The sequence below is a fragment of the Rheinheimera mangrovi genome (genome assembly GCF_003990335.1).
GTDB lineage: Bacteria > Pseudomonadota > Gammaproteobacteria > Enterobacterales > Alteromonadaceae > Pararheinheimera > Pararheinheimera mangrovi.
Window position 1 is genome coordinate 3,529,255 of record NZ_CP034683.1, and the last position, 19,500, is coordinate 3,548,754.

At 47.3% G+C, this 19,500-nt stretch carries 13 protein-coding genes, 4 tRNA genes and 3 rRNA genes; 6 read left to right on the plus strand and 14 right to left on the minus strand.

Features of this window, described 5'->3' with window-relative positions:
- Positions 1-217 precede the first annotated feature (217 nt).
- Positions 218-1,117 (minus strand): LysR family transcriptional regulator, encoded by a 900-nt coding sequence (locus EK374_RS16015; RefSeq protein WP_127025560.1) that lies wholly within the window; start codon positions 1,115-1,117, stop codon positions 218-220.
- A gap of 113 nt (positions 1,118-1,230) precedes the next feature.
- Here EK374_RS16015 and EK374_RS16020 point away from each other — a divergent pair, with 113 nt between their 5' ends.
- From EK374_RS16020 to EK374_RS16035, 4 genes are all read left to right on the plus strand, one after another.
- Positions 1,231-1,932, plus strand: a complete 702-nt coding sequence (locus EK374_RS16020; RefSeq protein WP_127025561.1) for a CoA transferase subunit A — start codon at positions 1,231-1,233, stop codon at positions 1,930-1,932.
- Between the two features lie 9 nt (positions 1,933-1,941).
- Positions 1,942-2,613 (plus strand): CoA transferase subunit B, encoded by a 672-nt coding sequence (locus tag EK374_RS16025; RefSeq protein WP_127025562.1) that lies wholly within the window; start codon positions 1,942-1,944, stop codon positions 2,611-2,613.
- Positions 2,610-3,788, plus strand: a complete 1,179-nt coding sequence (locus EK374_RS16030; protein WP_127025563.1) for an acetyl-CoA C-acetyltransferase — start codon at positions 2,610-2,612, stop codon at positions 3,786-3,788. The genes EK374_RS16025 and EK374_RS16030 overlap by 4 nt, the downstream gene beginning before the upstream one ends.
- An 810-nt stretch (positions 3,789-4,598) precedes the next feature.
- Complete coding sequence (locus tag EK374_RS16035; protein WP_127025564.1) at positions 4,599-5,090, plus strand: C-glycoside deglycosidase beta subunit domain-containing protein; 492 nt, start codon at positions 4,599-4,601, stop codon at positions 5,088-5,090.
- Positions 5,091-5,133: 43 nt separating this feature from the next.
- Here EK374_RS16035 and rrf read toward each other — a convergent pair.
- The 4 genes from rrf to EK374_RS16055 all read right to left on the minus strand — a co-directional run bounded on the left by rrf (position 5,134) and on the right by EK374_RS16055 (position 11,913).
- A 5S ribosomal RNA gene (rrf, locus tag EK374_RS16040) occupies positions 5,134-5,248 on the minus strand.
- 76 nt (positions 5,249-5,324) lie between these two features.
- A 23S ribosomal RNA gene (locus tag EK374_RS16045) occupies positions 5,325-8,202 on the minus strand.
- A gap of 280 nt (positions 8,203-8,482) precedes the next feature.
- Positions 8,483-10,017: ribosomal RNA gene (locus EK374_RS16050) — 16S ribosomal RNA — on the minus strand.
- The 16S, 23S and 5S rRNA genes sit together here, the layout of an rRNA operon.
- 1,032 nt (positions 10,018-11,049) lie before the next feature.
- Entirely contained in the window at positions 11,050-11,913 is an 864-nt protein-coding gene (locus tag EK374_RS16055; protein ID WP_164731896.1) for a LysR family transcriptional regulator, read from the minus strand.
- Positions 11,914-12,027: 114 nt separating this feature from the next.
- Between EK374_RS16055 and EK374_RS16060 the strand changes: the two genes are divergently transcribed.
- Entirely contained in the window at positions 12,028-12,393 is a 366-nt protein-coding gene (locus EK374_RS16060) for a cupin domain-containing protein (RefSeq protein ID WP_127025566.1), read from the plus strand.
- A gap of 994 nt (positions 12,394-13,387) precedes the next feature.
- Here EK374_RS16060 and EK374_RS16065 read toward each other — a convergent pair.
- From EK374_RS16065 to dnaQ, 7 genes are all read right to left on the minus strand, one after another.
- Positions 13,388-14,538, minus strand: a protein-coding gene (locus EK374_RS16065; RefSeq protein ID WP_127019331.1) for an IS3 family transposase whose coding sequence is annotated in 2 segments (ribosomal slippage) — positions 13,388-14,301 and positions 14,301-14,538 — 1,152 coding nt in all. Because the reading frame shifts where the segments join, the coding sequence is not laid out codon by codon here.
- A 149-nt stretch (positions 14,539-14,687) separates the two neighbouring features.
- Positions 14,688-14,764: transfer RNA gene (locus EK374_RS16070), tRNA-Asp, on the minus strand.
- Positions 14,765-14,806: 42 nt separating this feature from the next.
- Positions 14,807-14,883: transfer RNA gene (locus EK374_RS16075), tRNA-Asp, on the minus strand.
- 28 nt (positions 14,884-14,911) lie between these two features.
- Positions 14,912-14,988 (minus strand) — tRNA-Asp (locus EK374_RS16080).
- 19 nt (positions 14,989-15,007) lie between these two features.
- Positions 15,008-15,084, minus strand: a tRNA-Asp gene (locus EK374_RS16085).
- A gap of 108 nt (positions 15,085-15,192) precedes the next feature.
- Positions 15,193-16,590, minus strand: coding sequence for a TIGR03503 family protein (locus EK374_RS16090; RefSeq protein WP_127025567.1), 1,398 nt, complete (start codon positions 16,588-16,590; stop codon positions 15,193-15,195).
- Positions 16,578-17,282 carry a DNA polymerase III subunit epsilon gene (gene dnaQ / locus EK374_RS16095; protein WP_127025568.1) on the minus strand — a complete coding sequence of 235 codons (705 nt, stop codon included), beginning with the start codon at positions 17,280-17,282 and terminating at the stop codon, positions 16,578-16,580. The genes EK374_RS16090 and dnaQ overlap by 13 nt, the downstream gene beginning before the upstream one ends.
- Before the next feature lie 65 nt (positions 17,283-17,347).
- Here dnaQ and rnhA point away from each other — a divergent pair, with 65 nt between their 5' ends.
- A complete protein-coding gene (gene rnhA, locus EK374_RS16100) occupies positions 17,348-17,818 on the plus strand; it encodes a ribonuclease HI (protein WP_127025569.1) in 471 nt (156 codons plus the stop codon).
- Positions 17,819-17,833: 15 nt separating this feature from the next.
- Here rnhA and EK374_RS16105 read toward each other — a convergent pair whose 3' ends face one another.
- Both EK374_RS16105 and EK374_RS16110 read right to left on the minus strand, forming a co-directional pair.
- Positions 17,834-18,580, minus strand: coding sequence for a sulfite exporter TauE/SafE family protein (locus tag EK374_RS16105; protein ID WP_164731897.1), 747 nt, complete (start codon positions 18,578-18,580; stop codon positions 17,834-17,836).
- 136 nt (positions 18,581-18,716) lie between these two features.
- Positions 18,717-19,271 (minus strand): glutathione peroxidase, encoded by a 555-nt coding sequence (locus tag EK374_RS16110; protein ID WP_127025571.1) that lies wholly within the window; start codon positions 19,269-19,271, stop codon positions 18,717-18,719.
- Between the last annotated feature and the right edge of the window lie 229 nt (positions 19,272-19,500).

A 19,500-nucleotide genomic window follows, 5' to 3' on the forward strand; every position in this document is an offset into this window, starting at 1 on the left:
TCCTGCATGATTTCGGGCATAGGCATGCATTCTAATACGACCTCTGCATCAAGAGGGGAAAAATACAACTGCTCTAGAGGTTGGACAAAACTGAACCATCACGTCTGCTTGGGTTCACCGACAGTGGCTGCCTGGCTAAATAGCCAGAAAAGATCAGGCCTTGGTGGGTTTTATCACCGGCACACAGCTTCATTATTACTGAACAGTAAGTGCTGGATCAGTCTTGAGGAGGCCAATCTGAGCCATATGATTTCAAAGCCAGTTCGTACATAGCTTGCGCTGCGACTGAAAGTAAGTTTTTTGGCCGGCTTAACAATCCGACGGATTTTTCAATCACAGGCTCAGTGATAGGCAAACATTTCAATCCTAAGTCGTTCATTTGCTTGCTACACAAAGACGGAATAACGGCAACACCAAAGTCATTCGCAACTAACTGGCCTATAGTTGCAAGCTGATGACAGTCATAGGCCACTGTAAACTCTATACCTTCTTTTGCCAACTCAGCTTCGATACTGCTCCGGATACCTGAAGGATGCTGTAAAGTGATGAAATCTGACGTTAAAAGCTCCCGCCAGCTGATCCGGTTGCCGCTGGTTTGATAATCTGCCGGCAGCACCGCAACAAAACGATCTCGGTACAATGGTGCGAACTCTAAACCATTGAGTGCCGTTGGTTCGAAGGTGATGCCTAGCTCGATCGAGCCCGCCTGTACTAACTCCACCACTTTTTCGGCAACAACGTCGTGAATTTCTATTTGCAGATCCGGATACGAGCGTTTAAAGCGTTTTAGCAAAGACGGCAAAGCTGTAGCTGCAAAATATGGCATCGCTGCTACGGCAATCTTTCCCTTTTTTAATGCCATTCTCAGACGCAAATCTTCAGTGGTGCTATGCCAATGCGCCAGCAACTCTCTGGCCCTTGGTAAAAAAGCTTCACCTTCTGCTGTCAGTTCTACCCGACGGGTACTGCGCAAAAACAGCTTGCCACCTAATTCCTCTTCAAAGGCTTTAATGATCAAACTTAAAGCAGGCTGGCTAAGAAACATAGCCTGAGCAGCATCAGCAAAATTTCCACTGGCTGCTACAGCAAGAAAAGCCTGCACCTGTTTTAACGTCATTAATTAATTATCCAAATCAATCTCTCATTATTTTTAATTTAATTTATTAAACAATGTCATGCAAACTAAAAACCTCAATAGAAACTTAATAACGAATTGAAAAGGGAGTGAAGGTGGCGGGATTTAATAAAGTAGTGAATAGCTACAGCGAAGCACTCAGCGGCCTGACGGATGGAATGACGCTGCTGGCTGGTGGATTTGGACTATGCGGCATTCCTGAAAATTTGATAGCCGAGATCAAAAACCGGAATACCCGCGATCTGACCCTGGTGTCCAATAACTGTGGCGTTGATGGTTTTGGCTTGGGCTTGCTGCTGGAAGATAAACAAATTCGTAAAATGATTTCGTCCTACGTTGGCGAAAACGCACTGTTTGAACAGCAACTGCTCAGCGGCGAATTGGAGGTAGAGCTTACTCCACAAGGTTCTTTAGCTGAGCGATTAAGAGCGGGTGGCGCAGGGATCCCGGCTTTTTATACCGCAGTGGGCGCAGGCACGCTGGTGGCCGAAGGCAAAGAAAGCCGGATCTTTGGCCAACGTGAATACATTCTGGAACAGGCTATCACCGGAGATTTTGCCATTATCAAAGGTTGGAAGGCCGATCGCTATGGCAATGTGATATATCGCCACACAGCACAAAACTTTAATCCGCTGATGGCTGCTGCAGCCAAAATTACAGTAGTAGAAGTAGAGGAAATTGTTGAACCCGGCGAACTTGATCCGGCACATATACACACGCCAGGTATTTATGTTAGCCGTGTGATCCAGAGGCGTTTTGAAAAACGCATTGAAAAACGAACAGTCAAACAAGAGTAAGGAATACCAATGGCACTAAGCAGAGAACAAATGGCCATGCGAGTCGCTCGTGAGCTGAAGGATGGCTACTATGTGAATTTGGGTATAGGCATTCCAACCCTGGTAGCCAACTATGTACCGGCCACTATAAACGTTATGCTGCAATCAGAAAATGGCTTGTTAGGTATGGGTCCTTTCCCGGCTGAAGACGAAGTAGACGCCGACATGATTAACGCAGGCAAACAAACAGTGACCGCAGTACCAGGCGCAGCAATTTTCTCTTCAGCCGAATCTTTTGCCATGATTCGGGGTGGTCATGTCGATCTTACGGTGTTAGGCGCATTTGAAGTGGATGTGCAAGGCAATATCGCCTCATGGATGATCCCGGGTAAGCTGGTGAAAGGTATGGGCGGAGCCATGGATCTGGTTGCAGGTGCCAGTAACATCATAGTGACGATGACGCATGCCTCAAAAGACGGTGAGTCCAAACTTCTTCCCGCCTGTACTTTACCTTTGACAGGTAAACACTGCGTCACTCATATCCTGACTGATTTAGCATGGCTGGAAGTTGCCAACAATGCCTTTGTCTTAAAAGAACTTGCACCGGGCGTCAGCGTTGAAGAAGTTGTAGCCAAAACCGCCGGCAAATTGATTGTGCCAGAGACAGTGCCAGTGATGTCCTTTCAGCAGGAGCTTGTATGAGGGTCGCTATAATTGCAGCACAGCGCAGCGCTATTGGTAGCTTTGGCGGCGCCTTCGCTCAGCTCACTGCAGTCGAGCTTGGTAGCCAACTGTTGCGCAAGATGCTGGAGAAAATCCCTGGTCTCGTGAGCGAAATCGACGAAGTAATTATCGGCCAGGTACTTACCGCTGGGTGTGGACAAAATCCAGCCAGACAAACAGCATTGCGCGCTGGCTTGTCGCAACAGGTACCGGCGACGACTGTTAACAAAGTCTGTGGTTCTGGCTTAAAAGCTGTGCAATTGGGCATGCAAGCCATAGCAAATGGAGACGCCGAACTAGTTGTAGCTGGTGGGCAGGAAGTGATGAGCCAGGCTGCACATGTGCTACCCCAAAGCCGCAAAGGCATCAAAATGGGCAACTGGCAGTTGGTCGACTCCATGCTTAGCGACGGTTTGACCGATGCTCTGGGTGGTTATCACATGGGGATCACTGCCGAAAATATTGCTCAGCAGTGGCAGATTAGTCGCGAGCAACAAGATCAGTATGCGTTAGTTTCGCAGCAAAAAGCCGCCCGCGCACAACAACAAGGGGCATTTTCAGCGGAAATTATTCCGCTTGAAGTTCCCTTGTCTAAAGGAAAAAGCCAGCTGATTGAAACGGATGAACAGATACGGCCTGACAGCAGCCTGGAGAAACTCAGTACTTTGCGCCCTGTCTTTAAAACAGAGGGAACAGTTACCGCAGGAAATGCTTCAAGTATAAATGACGGTGCTGCCTTTGTTATTCTGGCCAGTGAACAAAAAGCAAAGCGGCTTGGCCTGCCTATATTGGGTTATGTAGTAGCGACAGCCAGCGCTGGCGTAGCTCCGGAATTGATGGGTAGCGGTCCTATAGCCGCCAGCCATAAAGTACTGGCAAAAGCGAATTGGCAGATGGCTGAGGTCGATTTAATAGAAGCCAATGAAGCTTTTGCTGCTCAGGCATTATGCGTTAGTCAGGATTTGCAACTTGAACCGGCCAAAGTAAACATTCATGGTGGAGCCATTGCTTTGGGACATCCTATTGGAGCCTCTGGCTGCCGTATTTTAGTGACACTATTGCATGCTATGCACCAGCAACAAGCCGATAAAGGTTTAGCCACTTTATGTATAGGTGGCGGTATGGGAATAGCAATGTTGGTCAGCCGGACTTAATCTGCAGAAGCGGCAGCCTTCTTAGCCAAAGCCTCAGCTTTGGCTTTTCTTTCTCACTGACGCCAGAGTTAGCCTTCTTAGTAGCTGAAGCAGTGTCAGATTGCAGCGGCAAACTCAAAGCCGTCTATACCTCAGAACTCCAGTGCCCCCTTTTTACTGCACCGCTGATTTAATATTGCTATCGGCTTATCACTATGTAAATTCCGGCCCCCCTGCTCACAGGTACAATAACCAATCATATTTCGCGGTAACTCAGATAACCTCGCTTGCAAAAAACACAACCCTAAGCACATCCCAGCGCCAACCAAATCCGGAGGTCTGATAGCAAAGGCAAAGGAAAAACTCAAAGTGAAGGGTGGACTCAATGCAGTCAGTATTCTCTATTCTGTCGTTCAATCGATACAAATACCCCCTAACTATGGCTATTTTTCAGGCAAAAACCGCAACCTCGCCTGAAAAACAATGCAATAGAACCTAAAACGAAGATCCACTGATTGCTGTCGATTACCAAGTCCAGTATTAATGGAGGCATGAAGTCGTATCCGGCCGCAAATAAACGCGCCTCAATGAAGAAATATCGAGCTTTGAAAATGTCATTTCCCACTCTTGATTTACTAGCCGCAAGATTCCACCCAACAGATTTTTTCATGACGTAAGCAGAATTGAAACGCAGCAGTACCTATGCAAACTAATTAATTTATCTGCCACTTATATTTAAGTTATCTATAGATCCCATTTATAAATTTATAAATGGACGGCTTTAAGCAATAGTGAGTTGCTGCAAAATATATAATAAACAAGGATAAAGGCATGTTAGACACAAACGTAATCCAATCTCGCGGCTGCTCAGCTGTAACACTTGCAGACGGTAGACCCGGCCTGCAATTTAAAGTCAGAAATCCAAACTACCGAGGCATTCAGGCAAGCTTACTTATCGGAGTTGATGTTTGGATCAATGGCAATAAATACCCCAGAGAAGTGGTGTTGGTCACCTTACAAGACAAGGTTTACAGCCACAACGAGCTACAAACTACAGTAACGGGTCGCTGGCAGCTTGATGAAATGGCGACCATTACGGTGCCATTAGAAAAAGTGGCAACAGCAGGTGTTTACCAGATTGATGTAACGATAAATATCAGACGCCCTTATATCCCTGTTCCGTATTGCGACTCTCCTTTTAGTTCTTCCGCCAAACTCGTAGTATTACCAAACCATGCCATCTCAGGCCCTCAGTTAGGGGTCTCGACCTACAGCTTTACCAACGATATCTACACAGCCCACCACCGATTTCGAAGTAAATAAAAAAGCCCCTCGCTTTCGCGAAGGGCTTTTCCATTTATTGGGAGCCTGGCGGTGAACTACTCTCGCATGGCATCTGCCACACTACCATCGTCGCGGCTGCGTTTCACTTCTGAGTTCGGAATGGAGTCAGGTGGTTCCACAGCGCTATTGCCACCAGGCAAAAACTGTTTTTATGTCTTTAACAAGCAAACCGATAGAATTCTTTATCACACCAACAAACACCTTGGGCGTTGTATGGTTAAGCCTCTCGGGCAATTAGTATGAGTTAGCTTAACACATCACTGCGCTTCCACACCTCACCTATCAACGTTGTGGTCTCCAACGACCCTTATGTGTACTCAAGGTACAAGGGATGACTCATCTTTTGGCCGGCTTCCCGCTTAGATGCTTTCAGCGGTTATCCGTTCCGAACATAGCTACCGGGCAGTGCCATTGGCATGACAACCCGAACACCAGCGGTTCGTTCATTCCGGTCCTCTCGTACTAGGAACAACTCCAATCAATCATCCAACGCCCACGGCAGATAGGGACCGAACTGTCTCACGACGTTCTAAACCCAGCTCGCGTACCACTTTAAATGGCGAACAGCCATACCCTTGGGACCGACTTCAGCCCCAGGATGTGATGAGCCGACATCGAGGTGCCAAACACCGCCGTCGATATGAACTCTTGGGCGGTATCAGCCTGTTATCCCCGGAGTACCTTTTATCCGTTGAGCGATGGCCCTTCCATACAGAACCACCGGATCACTAAGACCTACTTTCGTACCTGCTCGACGTGTCTGTCTCGCAGTTAAGCTGGCTTCTGCCTTTGCACTAACCGTACGATGTCCGACCGTACTTAGCCAACCTTCGTGCTCCTCCGTTACTCTTTAGGAGGAGACCGCCCCAGTCAAACTACCCACCAGACACTGTCCGCAATCCCGATCAGGGACCCACGTTAGAACATCAAACATACAAGGGTGGTATTTCAAGGACGGCTCCATCAGAACTGGCGTTCCAACTTCAAAGCCTCCCACCTATCCTACACATGTAGGGTCAATGTTCAGTGCCAAGCTATAGTAAAGGTTCACGGGTCTTTCCGTCTAGCCGCGGGTATACGGCATCTTCACCGCAATTTCAATTTCACTGAGTCTCTGGTGGAGACAGCCTGGCCATCATTACACCATTCGTGCAGGTCGGAACTTACCCGACAAGGAATTTCGCTACCTTAGGACCGTTATAGTTACGGCCGCCGTTTACCGGGCTTCGATCAAGAGCTTCGCTTGCGCTAACCCCATCAATTAACCTTCCGGCACCGGGCAGGTGTCACACCCTATACGTCCTCTTACGAGTTTGCAGAGTGCTGTGTTTTTAATAAACAGTTGCAGCCAGCTGGTCACTGCGACTCTCATATGCTTACGGAGCAAGTCCTTCACACACAAGAGCGTACCTTCTCCCGAAGTTACGGTACTATTTTGCCTAGTTCCTTCACCAGAGTTCTCTCAAGCGCCTTGGTATGCTCTACCTGACCACCTGTGTCGGTTTCGAGTACGGTCGACAATACCTGAAGCTTAGAGGCTTTTCCTGGAAGCGTAGCGTCAACAGCTTCACCACCTTAGTGGCTCGTCTCGTGTCTCAGAATATAGGGAACCGGATTTGCCTAATCCCCCTTCCTACGCACTTTCACATGGACTACCAACGCCATGCCTGCCTAGCTTTCTCCGTCCCCCATCGCAGTATTGTCGGTACGGGAATATTAACCCGTTTCCCATCGACTACGGCTTTCGCCCTCGCCTTAGGGGCCGACTTACCCTACCCTGATTAGCATGGGATAGGAACCCTTGGTCTTCCGGCGGGGAAGTTTTTCACTCCCCTTATCGTTACTTATGTCAGCATTCGCACTTCTGATACCTCCAGCAACCCTCACGAGTCACCTTCAACGGCTTACAGAACGCTCCTCTACCACTTGCACATAGTGCAAGTCCACAGCTTCGGTGCATGGTTTAGCCCCGTTACATCTTCCGCGCAGACCGACTCGACTAGTGAGCTATTACGCTTTCTTTAAAGGGTGGCTGCTTCTAAGCCAACCTCCTAGCTGTCTATGCCTTTCCACATCGTTTTCCACTTAACCATGACTTTGGGACCTTAGCTGGTGGTCTGGGTTGTTTCCCTTTTCACGGCGGACGTTAGCACCCGTCGTGTGTCTCCCGAGTAGTACTCATTGGTATTCGGAGTTTGCAAAGGGTTGGTAAGTCGGGATGACCCCCTAGCCTTAACAGTGCTCTACCCCAATGGTATTCGCTCGAGGCGCTACCTAAATAGCTTTCGAGGAGAACCAGATATCTCCGAGCTTGATTAGCCTTTCACTCCGATCCACAAGTCATCCCCAAATTTTTCAACATTTGTGGGTTCGGTCCTCCAGTTAGTGTTACCCAACCTTCAACCTGCTCATGGATAGATCGCCCGGTTTCGGGTCTACACCCTGCAACTATTCGCCCAGTTAAGACTCGGTTTCCCTACGGCTCCCCTATTCGGTTAACCTCGCTACAGAATGTAAGTCGCTGACCCATTATACAAAAGGTACGCAGTCACCCAACAAGTGGGCTCCCACTGCTTGTACGTACACGGTTTCAGGTTCTATTTCACTCCCCTAACAGGGGTTCTTTTCGCCTTTCCCTCACGGTACTGGTTCACTATCGGTCAGTCAGGAGTATTTAGCCTTGGAGGATGGTCCCCCATGTTCAAACAGGATACCACGTGTCCCGTCCTACTCGTTTTCATTGATAAAGCCTTTTCGTGTACGGGGCTATCACCCTGTATCGCCGCACTTTCCAGAGCCTTCCACTAACGCTTTACCAACTTAAGGGCTAGCCCCCGTTCGCTCGCCGCTACTAAGGGGATCTCGGTTGATTTCTTTTCCTCGGGGTACTTAGATGTTTCAGTTCTCCCGGTTCGCCTCGTATGACTATGTATTCATCATACGATACCTGATAAATCAGGTGGGTTTCCCCATTCGGACATCTGTGAGTCTAACGTCTCTTACCGACTTCTCACAGCTTTTCGCAGGTTAGCACGTCCTTCATCGCCTCTGACTGCCAAGGCATCCACCGTGTACGCTTAGTCACTTAACCATACAACCCCAAAATGTCTGAAGTTATAGGTGTGATAAGGTTCACAACTAAATTGTTTTACCTTGTTTTCTTTCTATCAGCTTGCCAATTTGTTAAAGAGCACTTCGAGCATAAAGCTCAAAAAGAACAATTCTTTCAAAGAATGGTTGTTTTTGAGTTTTCAAACAGTATTCATTCACAAGGAATGGTGGCGTTAAGCGGGATCGCTCTAGCTTGTCTGTTTGCTCTACGTATCAATCAATCATCTGTGTGGACACTACACGAACTAGTCTGCTTTAGGTAAGGAGGTGATCCAACCCCAGGTTCCCCTAGGGTTACCTTGTTACGACTTCACCCCAGTCATGAATCACAAAGTGGTAAGCGCCCTCCCGAAGGTTAAGCTACCTACTTCTTTTGCAACCCACTCCCATGGTGTGACGGGCGGTGTGTACAAGGCCCGGGAACGTATTCACCGCAACATTCTGATTTGCGATTACTAGCGATTCCGACTTCACGCAGTCGAGTTGCAGACTGCGATCCGGACTACGATACGCTTTAAGAGATCCGCTCACTGTCGCCAGCTTGCCTCCCTCTGTACGTACCATTGTAGCACGTGTGTAGCCCTACTCGTAAGGGCCATGATGACTTGACGTCGTCCCCACCTTCCTCCGGTTTATCACCGGCAGTCTCCCTAGAGTTCCCGACCGAATCGCTGGCAACTAAGGATAGGGGTTGCGCTCGTTGCGGGACTTAACCCAACATTTCACAACACGAGCTGACGACAGCCATGCAGCACCTGTCTTACGGTTCCCGAAGGCACAACCGCATCTCTGCAGTCTTCCGTAGATGTCAAGAGTAGGTAAGGTTCTTCGCGTTGCGTCGAATTAAACCACATGCTCCACCGCTTGTGCGGGCCCCGTCAATTCATTTGAGTTTTAATCTTGCGACCGTACTCCCCAGGCGGTCTACTTAGTGCGTTAGCTGCGCTACTCACAGTACAAGACCACGAACAGCTAGTAGACATCGTTTACGGCGTGGACTACCAGGGTATCTAATCCTGTTTGCTCCCCACGCTTTCGCACCTCAGCGTCAGTATTGTGCCAGGGGGCCGCCTTCGCCACTGGTATTCCTCCAAATCTCTACGCATTTCACCGCTACACTTGGAATTCTACCCCCCTCTCACATACTCTAGTTAGCCAGTTTTGAATGCAATTCCCAGGTTGAGCCCGGGGCTTTCACATCCAACTTAACTAACCGCCTACGTGCGCTTTACGCCCAGTAATTCCGATTAACGCTTGCACCCTCTGTATTACCGCGGCTGCTGGCACAGAGTTAGCCGGTGCTTCTTCTGCGAGTAACGTCAAAAAGCTGCGCTATTAACACAACTCCCTTCCTCCTCGCTGAAAGTGCTTTACAACCCGAAGGCCTTCTTCACACACGCGGCATGGCTGGATCAGGCTTGCGCCCATTGTCCAATATTCCCCACTGCTGCCTCCCGTAGGAGTCTGGACCGTGTCTCAGTTCCAGTGTGGCTGATCATCCTCTCAAACCAGCTAGAGATCGTCGCCTTGGTGAGCCGTTACCTCACCAACTAGCTAATCCCACGTAGGCGCATCCGATAGCATGTGGCCCGAAGGTCCCACACTTTGGTCCGTAGACATTATGCGGTATTAACAGTCGTTTCCAACTGGTATCCCCCTCTATCGGGCAGCTTCCTACGCATTACTCACCCGTCCGCCGCTAAATCAGGGAGCAAGCTCCCCTCATCCGCTCGACTTGCATGTGTTAGGCCTGCCGCCAGCGTTCAATCTGAGCCATGATCAAACTCTTCAATTAAAGTTTAATTGCTACCGAAGTAGCTGCTCAGTATCACTGACTTAAAACATATTTCTATGTAAGTCACTTCACTGATATATATTCTTTGTGCGATTGCTCGCTGCAGAATCTAAACCGTGAGTGCCCACACAGATGATTGATTGCTTATTGTTAAAGAGCTGTGCTGAACCGGTTAAGACCTCGTTCAGCGAGGAGGCGCATCTTACACTCCACAGAATTTATGTCAAGCCAGTGTTTTGAATTTATTTATTAAATCCACAAATTCAACTCACTTTGCTTCATTTTTGAGCATTCCTGTTGGATACCTAGGCTATTCACAGCGCATAATCCATATTGAGGTCAATACCTATAAAGCATCTACTAATTATAAAAGTGATTTTGATCAGTTTTTTCAATTTCCAGAACTGACTTGCATCAGTTGCATTTTCAGCCGGTCCATTGCTCTGAGCCTGTTCGCATATTGCGTTGCCTCTGAAGAACTCTCGTCTGTTAGCCCTGATACTTTATGCCAGACTCTGACGCCCACGTGAGCACCTACAATAGGATCGTGCGGAGACGTAATCACCTCAATTTCTAATTCGTTATCATCCATGCGTTAACTCTCGATGCCCGAAAATCTTATTTCTGAATGTATAACCGTACTCGTATTTTGCAACCAAAGCGCGGTACTTAACATTTCTCAGCAATCCGCAGCTAAAGCTCACAGACTACTCAAGGTCACAATCAGGGGAAGCCGACTCTTGTCCAACAGGGACAACCAGGCTGCCCTGTGTTGAGCTCTCCAAGATCTACAGCTGATGTTTTTACAGACATGATTATTCGGGTTCTTTGGTTTGGTCACATCTTCCTAAGTCATGACGGGATGCAAGTCATCACATTAGGCCTGTAAACGCTTTTTGTGAGGTACAGGACAAAGACAAAAGCCGTATTCAGATGCTTCATAATACAAAACCATAGCAATGCTACAATGAAAATGCTCCTTGACACGATTCCATTCATGCGAGCTAACGTCAGTTATAAGCTATTTCTTATTTAGTTCTGGTACAGACTACTCTTGCCAAGCAATTTCACCAGAGTATCCGCCAACACTAACGCTGCAGCGCGCAGCGGACGATCGCCACTGTAGAGATGAATGGCAAAATCAGGTAAGGGAGGAAGCTCATCAATTATTTGAAATTCGTCCGTGATTGTAGAGCGCAGTTGAGCCGTTACTGCCATATCTGCCCGTACTGCCGTCAATGTTGTTTCAAGATGGCCGTTTTCAAGCACGACTTTATAATCATGATGATGAAAAGCCAGTTGCTGTCGAATTGCGGCTTTAAATACACAGTCCTCGTGCACAAATGACACCGGTAAAGGCTCCATCAATCGGGCTTTACCAAAACGCGCACCAATCCAAACTAATGGTTCAACACGGAGCAATGCTCCTGATAGCACCTGATCGGTGGCAATTTCCACCAGTGCCAGATCTAATACACCACGATCGACTTCCTGCTTCAATACAATTGATCCAGCAGCCTTTACCTGAACATCAAGTTGAGGAAACTCCTGCTGCAGAAGCAGATAAATTTTGGGTAACCAAGCTCTGACTAAATCAGGAGGTAGACCTATATGCACAGTACCGCTCAGTCGTATCCCGTTAAATTCGGCACAAAGTTGATCATGCTGTTGTAATAGGTTTTGCGCCAGCGCAAATAAGTGTTCTCCTCGGCGAGTTAGTTCCAGTCCTTTTTTACTTCTGTTAAACAACAGAGTGTCCAGTTGCTGTTCTAACTTTTTAATTTGCAGGCTGACAGCCCCCTGACTCAGATGTAATAACCGCGATGCTTCCGTCATATTTCCTAAGCGGGCAACCAGCGAAAAGCAACGAAGCAAACTAATTTCCAGATCTCGCATCTGACAACCAATTAATATTTTTAATATCATGAATCATAACTATTCGATTCACTAATTAAAAGGGCGTTCTTACACTGAGCATTCATTTTTACAGCAAAATACGGAGCGACCGTTATGTCTATTCAAAAAGTCCAGATTGCCGACAAACTGAGTTTATTTTCTGATCACTGGGCTCCACGGGTGATTGCAGAAATGAACCATGATCAGTTTAAACTGGTGAAATTTCTTGGCAGTTTTGTCTGGCATCAGCATGAGGATACCGACGAGACCTTTTTGGTGCTGCATGGATCTATGTGCATTGAGTTCAGTGATCAAACTATCGAGTTGCAGGCAGGAGAGTTACTAGTGGTGCCGAAAGGAGTGCAACACAGGCCTTATGCAGATCAAGAATGCCATGTCATGTTAATCGAACCTAAAGGCATCATTAATACAGGTGAGACTGGTCATGAACTGACAGCGGCAAATAACGTTTGGATCTGATGCAACAGCACATTCCAAATTCAGGCCGCTATTTTTTAGAAACACCAAGCAGCCTTGGATACTATTGTTAGTTCAATTGCCACTGCGTTAAAGGAAAGTGAAAAAGTTAATCTTTTTGCTTTCTTTGAAACCAGAGATCGGGAAGCACGTCCCTGCCATGCTTTGAATTAAGATTGCAAAAGTAGTTTCCACAAATTAGTCAGTCAACCAAACTAGCGAAAAGCTGCATACGAGGAATCCTGTTGTTAGCATCGCGAAAGAAGTAGTTTGTACTCCTGAAGCATTGGCTCTGGCTGGTTTCAAAGCAACAGATTAAATCCTGCTGTCATGGGGATACCGAAAATTTCAAAAGCGGCTTGTCCTGACAGCTCAGAGTACCTGAATTAGTCTCGACTTGATCTGACACATCGCCTTGAAAAAGTGATTTTAATAACAAATAAAAATGCCATTTAAAAATCGTAGCATCATAGTTGGTCACCATGATTGGTCACCAAACCAGCCATCTATCTTCTTGTTTATATTCATTTTTATGAAAACAGAACTCAGCATTATGCGATTTTTTTGGTCACCGTTGGACACCGTATTTTTTACAAAGTGGATTTGCTAACTTATTGATTTATATACAGCAAGCCGGAGACTTTTAGTAAACAAAATGTGAAGGGATTAGCAGGCGTTAAATGGTGTTTTTTCCACTTAGAATTGATCCCCGGCCGATTTAGGCTTTGGGCACGTTTTGGACACTTTGGTGACTTTTTGTGTCCAAAAAGGCAGAAATACCGTGTTTTGAAACCCAGTGTTTTTAGCATAAACTTCAATTAAATCAGATAGATACATCAGAAATAAAATAGCGGAGCGGACGGGACTCGAACCCGCGCCCCCCGGCGTGACAGGCCGGCCTAGTTGTAACAGAGAGCAACCGACTGAACTGCTGTCGCCAGATGACCGAATTATGTACAACGCCTAGCGTTGGTCCGACTGAATCGACCAGACTTTCTTAGACAGTTTGTTGCCTCATAAAGTACTGCTTTTCAAATACAGCAGGAGGCAGATCACCACTGTACCCATGTTTGCGTTTGATGTTATAGAACATTTCGATGTAATTAAAGATATCCGACTTCGCTTCTTCTCTGGTTACATACACTTTTCGCCTGACCCGCTCTCGCTTTAACAACTGGAAAAAGCTTTCTGCACACGCATTGTCATGGCAATTACCGCGACGACTCATACTGGCTTTGAGGTTGTGTTCTTTTAAAAAGCCTTGCCATTCGTAGCCAGTAAACTGGCTGCCTTGGTCGGAATGAACAAGGACTTCCTGCTTGGGTTTTCTGCGCCAGATCGCCATTAGTAACGCTTTGAGCACCACATCCGCATCCATTCTCGGCTGCATCGACCAACCAACAACCTGACGCGAGAACAAGTCCAGTACGACCGCCAGATACAGAAAGCCTTCATGGGTTTTGATGTAAGTTATATCGGTGACCCAAACCCGATTCGGTTCTGTGACATCAAACTCGCGTTGCAACACATTCTGCGCCACCACCGCAGGCTTGCCATGGTAGTGGCCTTTCCGTCTGCGGTATCCCACTTGCGCACTCAGCGTTTCCTGCTTCATCAGCCTGGCCACGCGGTTTTTACTGCATCGTTCGCCTAAATCTTTCAAATCGCTGGTGACTTTGCGATAGCCATAAACACAGCCACTTTCCAGCCACGAATGCTTAATTAACCCTAACAAGCGGTTGTCTTCCAAGGTCCGGCCAGAATGTGGCTGTTTTAACCATGCATACAACCCGCTGCGCTGAATATTCAGCACCTGACACATCAGTTGCACCGGATAGTGAGCCAGTCTGGATTTTATGAACGTGTACTTTTCTTTGACTCCACGGCAAAGTACACGGCGGCCTCCTTTAATATATCGCGTTCCATCGTCACCCGTTTCAGTTGTTTCTCTAACTCACGGATCTTGGCTTCCTGCTCAGAAACCTGTTGATAATGTTCGCTGTTGCTGCCGTATTTTTTAAGCCACAGGTAAAGACTGTTTGTAGAGATGTCTAAACGCTTCGCAACGCTCGCCACAGAATGGCCGCGCTCCGTAATTTGCTTGACTGCTTCAATCTTAAATTCTTCTGGAAACCGTTTTGTCGTCATTTGTCCCCCTTAACACACTGCATTGTAATGCTATTTTGTGTCTAGGAAACTCTGGTCGATTCAGACAGAGTGAGCGCCAAGGATGGCGGCTAATAAAAAAACCAGCTCAAGGCTGGTTGATTTTATTACTGGTCTTTACACCAGTAAAATGGCGGAGCGGACGGGACTCGAACCCGCGACCCCCGGCGTGACAGGCCGGTATTCTAACCGACTGAACTACCGCTCCGCGCTGGAGTGAGCTTAGGCTCTAATGGCTTGTTTGCTGAATTGGCGGAGCGGACGGGACTCGAACCCGCGACCCCCGGCGTGACAGGCCGGTATTCTAACCGACTGAACTACCGCTCCGGAATCAGACAAACGATAAATGCTTAAGTGGCGGAGCGGACGGGACTCGAACCCGCGACCCCCGGCGTGACAGGCCGGTATTCTAACCGACTGAACTACCGCTCCGAAGAAGCATTTATTAAATTGGCGGAGCGGACGGGACTCGAACCCGCGACCCCCGGCGTGACAGGCCGGTATTCTAACCGACTGAACTACCGCTCCGCGCCAATACACTGCAGCATTTTCAATTGGGTATGCTGCGGTGCGGCGGGAATAATACGGATTCACCGGAGGGCCGTCAACGACTTTTTTGCCGCTTTTGTTTATTCCTTAATCATCCGGTAAAGAAAGTTCCATAATGTCGTTCTTCTTGGCGTTTTTTTGTGCCGCGTTGTTCATTTTTGCTTCAGCAGCCCCAGGCATAGCAAGAGAATCCAAATCCATTGAGTTGTTCTTTCTCGCAAACAAAGTCTTAAAAGAACGATCAGTGGCCACCATCCAGATCGCAAAACCACCACCACCCAAAATAAAAATGTTACTCAGGATCACTAAAACCCAAGGGAAAGACGTTTCTTCTTGCACTACAGGTTCAACAGGAGCAGCTGGGGTAGCATCGCCTCCGTCGGTAGCAACTGGTGCCACAGGTTCTGGCTCAACCACTTCAGCAACAAAAGACGCCTGAGGCAAAGTAATAACGACATCACGCCCAGCAACTGTCTGAGCAAACAAGGTACTGTCTACTTTATAAGTGCCACTGGCATAATTAACAATTTTCAGCTTTTTATCCACTTCAGCACTTTCACCCAAGGTAAAACTCTGCACTTCGTTATTTGGAAAGCGCACTTTGCCTTGTAAAGCGACAGAATTTGGGTTGAGCATCGGATCTGTCACTTTAAAAGTCAGCCAATGCAAATCTTCAGCTTTGGTTGCCTGAGCTATATCATAACTGATAGGGCTTTTGTGCAGAATTACAGGTTCCTGAACTACTTCCCGGGTGTATAGCGGCGTCTTCACAACAAACTTGGGTTGCCACTGCCCTGGTTTCATATCCAGCCTGAATTCGCCGGTAAAAATACCATCTCGTGGCTTTTCATCAAAATTACGGCCGTCATCCGCTAAAGTAGTGAGCTCGATCACACCAGCACCAAAATTCTCATACTCAGCATTATTGCTGCTGATAAAAAGCACATCAAGGCGCAATAAATCCCGAAAGTCTTTTGCAACTATTGGCTTACCGCCATTGGTCAGGGTCGCTGTGACTTTAATGGTTTCGCCTGTCATTAAGTGATCAGGCAAAGGATCCACTTTTAACTCTATGTCTGTCAGCACCATAATTTTGCTTTCTGGCAGAATTTGTCCTAGCGCCTGCCAGGGACCAGGTGTCGGTTTTTTAATTTTGATCAAATCGTAGGTTTTATCGTCATACCATTGAATATCCTGATCATCGGCATTAATGACATTCACTTTGCTGCCATCAGGTTTGACTAAAATGACCGAAGCCGAACCGCGTTTACGGAAAAACACCATAGTAATTTCTTCCACTTCATAATCGATGCGGAATCTGTTATCAAACAAGGGAATTTGGTTTTTTGCTGGTAAATCAGGCAACAGACTTAAGCCTGTTTGGTCTTCCAACTCTGCTGTCGCCGTAGCTTCTGTAGTAGTGGCTTCCTGCGCCATCAACTGCAGGCTAAAACATAACAACAGGATATGAATTAATTTCGCCACAAGCAGCTCCCTCCTTTTTTCTGTACCAGATCCAGACGTTGCTCGTGCGACTGCAATTCGGTTTCAGAGGCAAACACCACAGGTAAACGACTGGTGCGTTTAAGTTGCCCTACCACTACATTTTGTTGGGCAGCTGCTTGCTCGTCATTGGCTAAATTTAAGCTGACCTGGCCACCTGTCATCGCCAGATAGACATCAGCCAGAATTTCAGCATCCAACAAGGCGCCGTGTAAGGTACGGTGGCTGTTGTTGATGTCGTAACGACGGCATAGGGCATCGAGGTTATTTTTCTGCCCTGGGTGCGCCTCACGCGCCATTTTTAACGTATCCAGCACCCCACAGATGTCTGTGACAGGTGCGAGCGCAGGGCGTAGCAGATTAAACTCGTGATTGATAAAACCAACGTCGAACACGGCGTTATGGATCACTAGTTCAGCACCAGCTATGTACTGGCAAAACTGCTGAGCTATTTCGGCAAAACGTGGTTTACCAATTAAAAATTCATTGGTTATACCATGAACCGCTATGGCTTCCTGATCAATCAATCTGTCAGGCTGCAAATAGACATGGAAATTATTGCCGGTCAGGCGGCGGTTAATCAGCTCCACGCAACCAATTTCAATGATGCGATGGCCTTCCTGCGGGCTTAAACCTGTGGTTTCGGTGTCGAGTACTATCTGTCTTTTCAGCATTCTGATTCGTGTTCTTAGCGCTTTTACGTTAGATTATACGCCGATTTCAGTTGTGGGAAGCATCGATGCGTAAAACAGTAGCTATCTATACAGACGGTTCTTGTCTTGGAAACCCCGGTCCGGGCGGTTATGGCGTGGTGTTACGCTACCAGCAACACCAAAAAGAAATGTCTGCAGGCTATAAACAAACCACTAATAATCGGATGGAGTTACTGGCTGCTATTGTAGGTCTGGAAAGTTTAAAACAACCTTGTGAGGTCGATTTAACCACAGACAGCCAATATGTGCGTTTGGGTATTACCCAGTGGCTAGCGAACTGGAAAAAAAACAACTGGAAAACTAGTCAGAAAGAGCCTGTGAAAAATCAGGACTTATGGCGCCGTTTAGACCTTGCTTGTCAGGGCCATAAAGTGAATTGGCATTGGGTCAAAGGCCATGCAGGACATCCGGAGAACGAACGTTGTGATGAACTGGCCCGCGTTGCTGCAACCCATCAGGCCACAGCAGTGGACGAGGGTTTTCAGCCTTCCGCTTGATCTGGCCCAGAACTATCAGCGGATGATTGGCCAAAGCAGCGAAACTGCTGTACCAACCAACAGTGCGGAAAAGGTTTTCCGCACCCAGAGCTGTGGAATGTAAGCGGACAAAATAATGCCAAAAAGACTGCCACAAGCACCTATCAAGCCCAACCAGCCAATCAGCTCCAGCGGTAAAGTCTGACCTTGCACCGACATTAGCCAATAGTGACTGATAAAACCTGTGCTGCTTTGCAAAAAAATAAGCGCCAGGCTACAGGCTATAGCTCCGGACATCGGGATCACAGTGACTGCCAGCAATAACGGCACTATTAAAAAGCCACCGCCAACCCCCACCAAACCAGTTAACATACCTAAAGACATCGCCAGAGCAGCCAATAGCCAGGGCGACTGGATCTGCCACTGCCAAATGGTCTTACGCCACATATTAGCCGCACTGCCTAACATCAAAACTGCCAGGATCAGCAGTTGCACAGAAGAATGCAGCCATTGAGCTAAAGCAACACCCAGTAAAGTGCCAAAAAAAGCCGGAACCGCAAAACGCTTAAATAAGGAAAAATCGAGATGACGACGCCACAGATAAGGCAATAAAGCGATAAAGCTGATTTGAGCCACCACACCCAAAGACGAGACTATGGCCACTTTTTCCGGCAGCTGCACTAAATGCACCAGCACAGGCACGGTCAGAATTGAACCGCCTGAACCTAATAATCCCACACTTAAGCCGATAATTAAGGCTGAAATCAGTACCAGAGCCGACATAAAAAACCAGACCGTTTTAATAACTAAAAGAAATATTAAGCTCCAATAAAGGAATAAGCAAGCAGACTTCATCTTGAACAAACAGAATAAAAAAAGGCCAGCATCAGCTGACCTTTGGCATGCGATATTAAACGGCTTAGTCAGCTTTTAATAAAGCTTCCACTTCTTTAACAAAATCAGCATCATCTGGTGACACCTTACTGCCAAAGTGCTTAACCTGCTGCTCGTCCTTACTAACCAGATACTTGTTGAAATTCCAGGACGGCTTTTCACCAGTTTTGGCGATTAAGGCTTTAAATACCGGGTTCACGTCATCACCACGCACAGCGCTGGTGGCAAACATGGGGAAAGTTACACCGTAGTTGATGTAACAAACTTCAGCCGTTTTTTCCGCGTCGTCATGTTCTTGCATAAAATCATCAGATGGGAACCCCAGCACCACTAGCCCCTGATCTTTGTACTTTTCGTATAAAGATTGCAGAGATTTAAACTGAGGCGTAAAACCACATTTACTGGCGGTATTTACAATCAGTAAGGTTTTGCCTTTGTAGGTTTCACATAAATCCAGCGTTTCCTTTTTACGTAACTGCGGCAGGGAATGGCCCAAAATTTCGCCACAGCTATTGGCAAAAGCGACGCCGCTTGCGCTGAGCAGCAGTGCCGCAGTCAGCATTTTCTTCATTGTTTTCATTATTAGCTCCTGTGATTAAACGATATGAATTGATACGGACCAAGTCAGATGCTGGATCTGAGCTTTAACAACAGACCGGCTATCTGAGGCTGTTATTTCACGTAATCTATCCTCAAAGTAATTGCTGTTGCAGCTAGGCGACAAGCCCGTGAGTCTCCGGGAACATAGTCAGCTATGTGACTGGAGCGAGAGCGCGCAGTCAACAACGCTGTAGCTGCAAGTACGACGA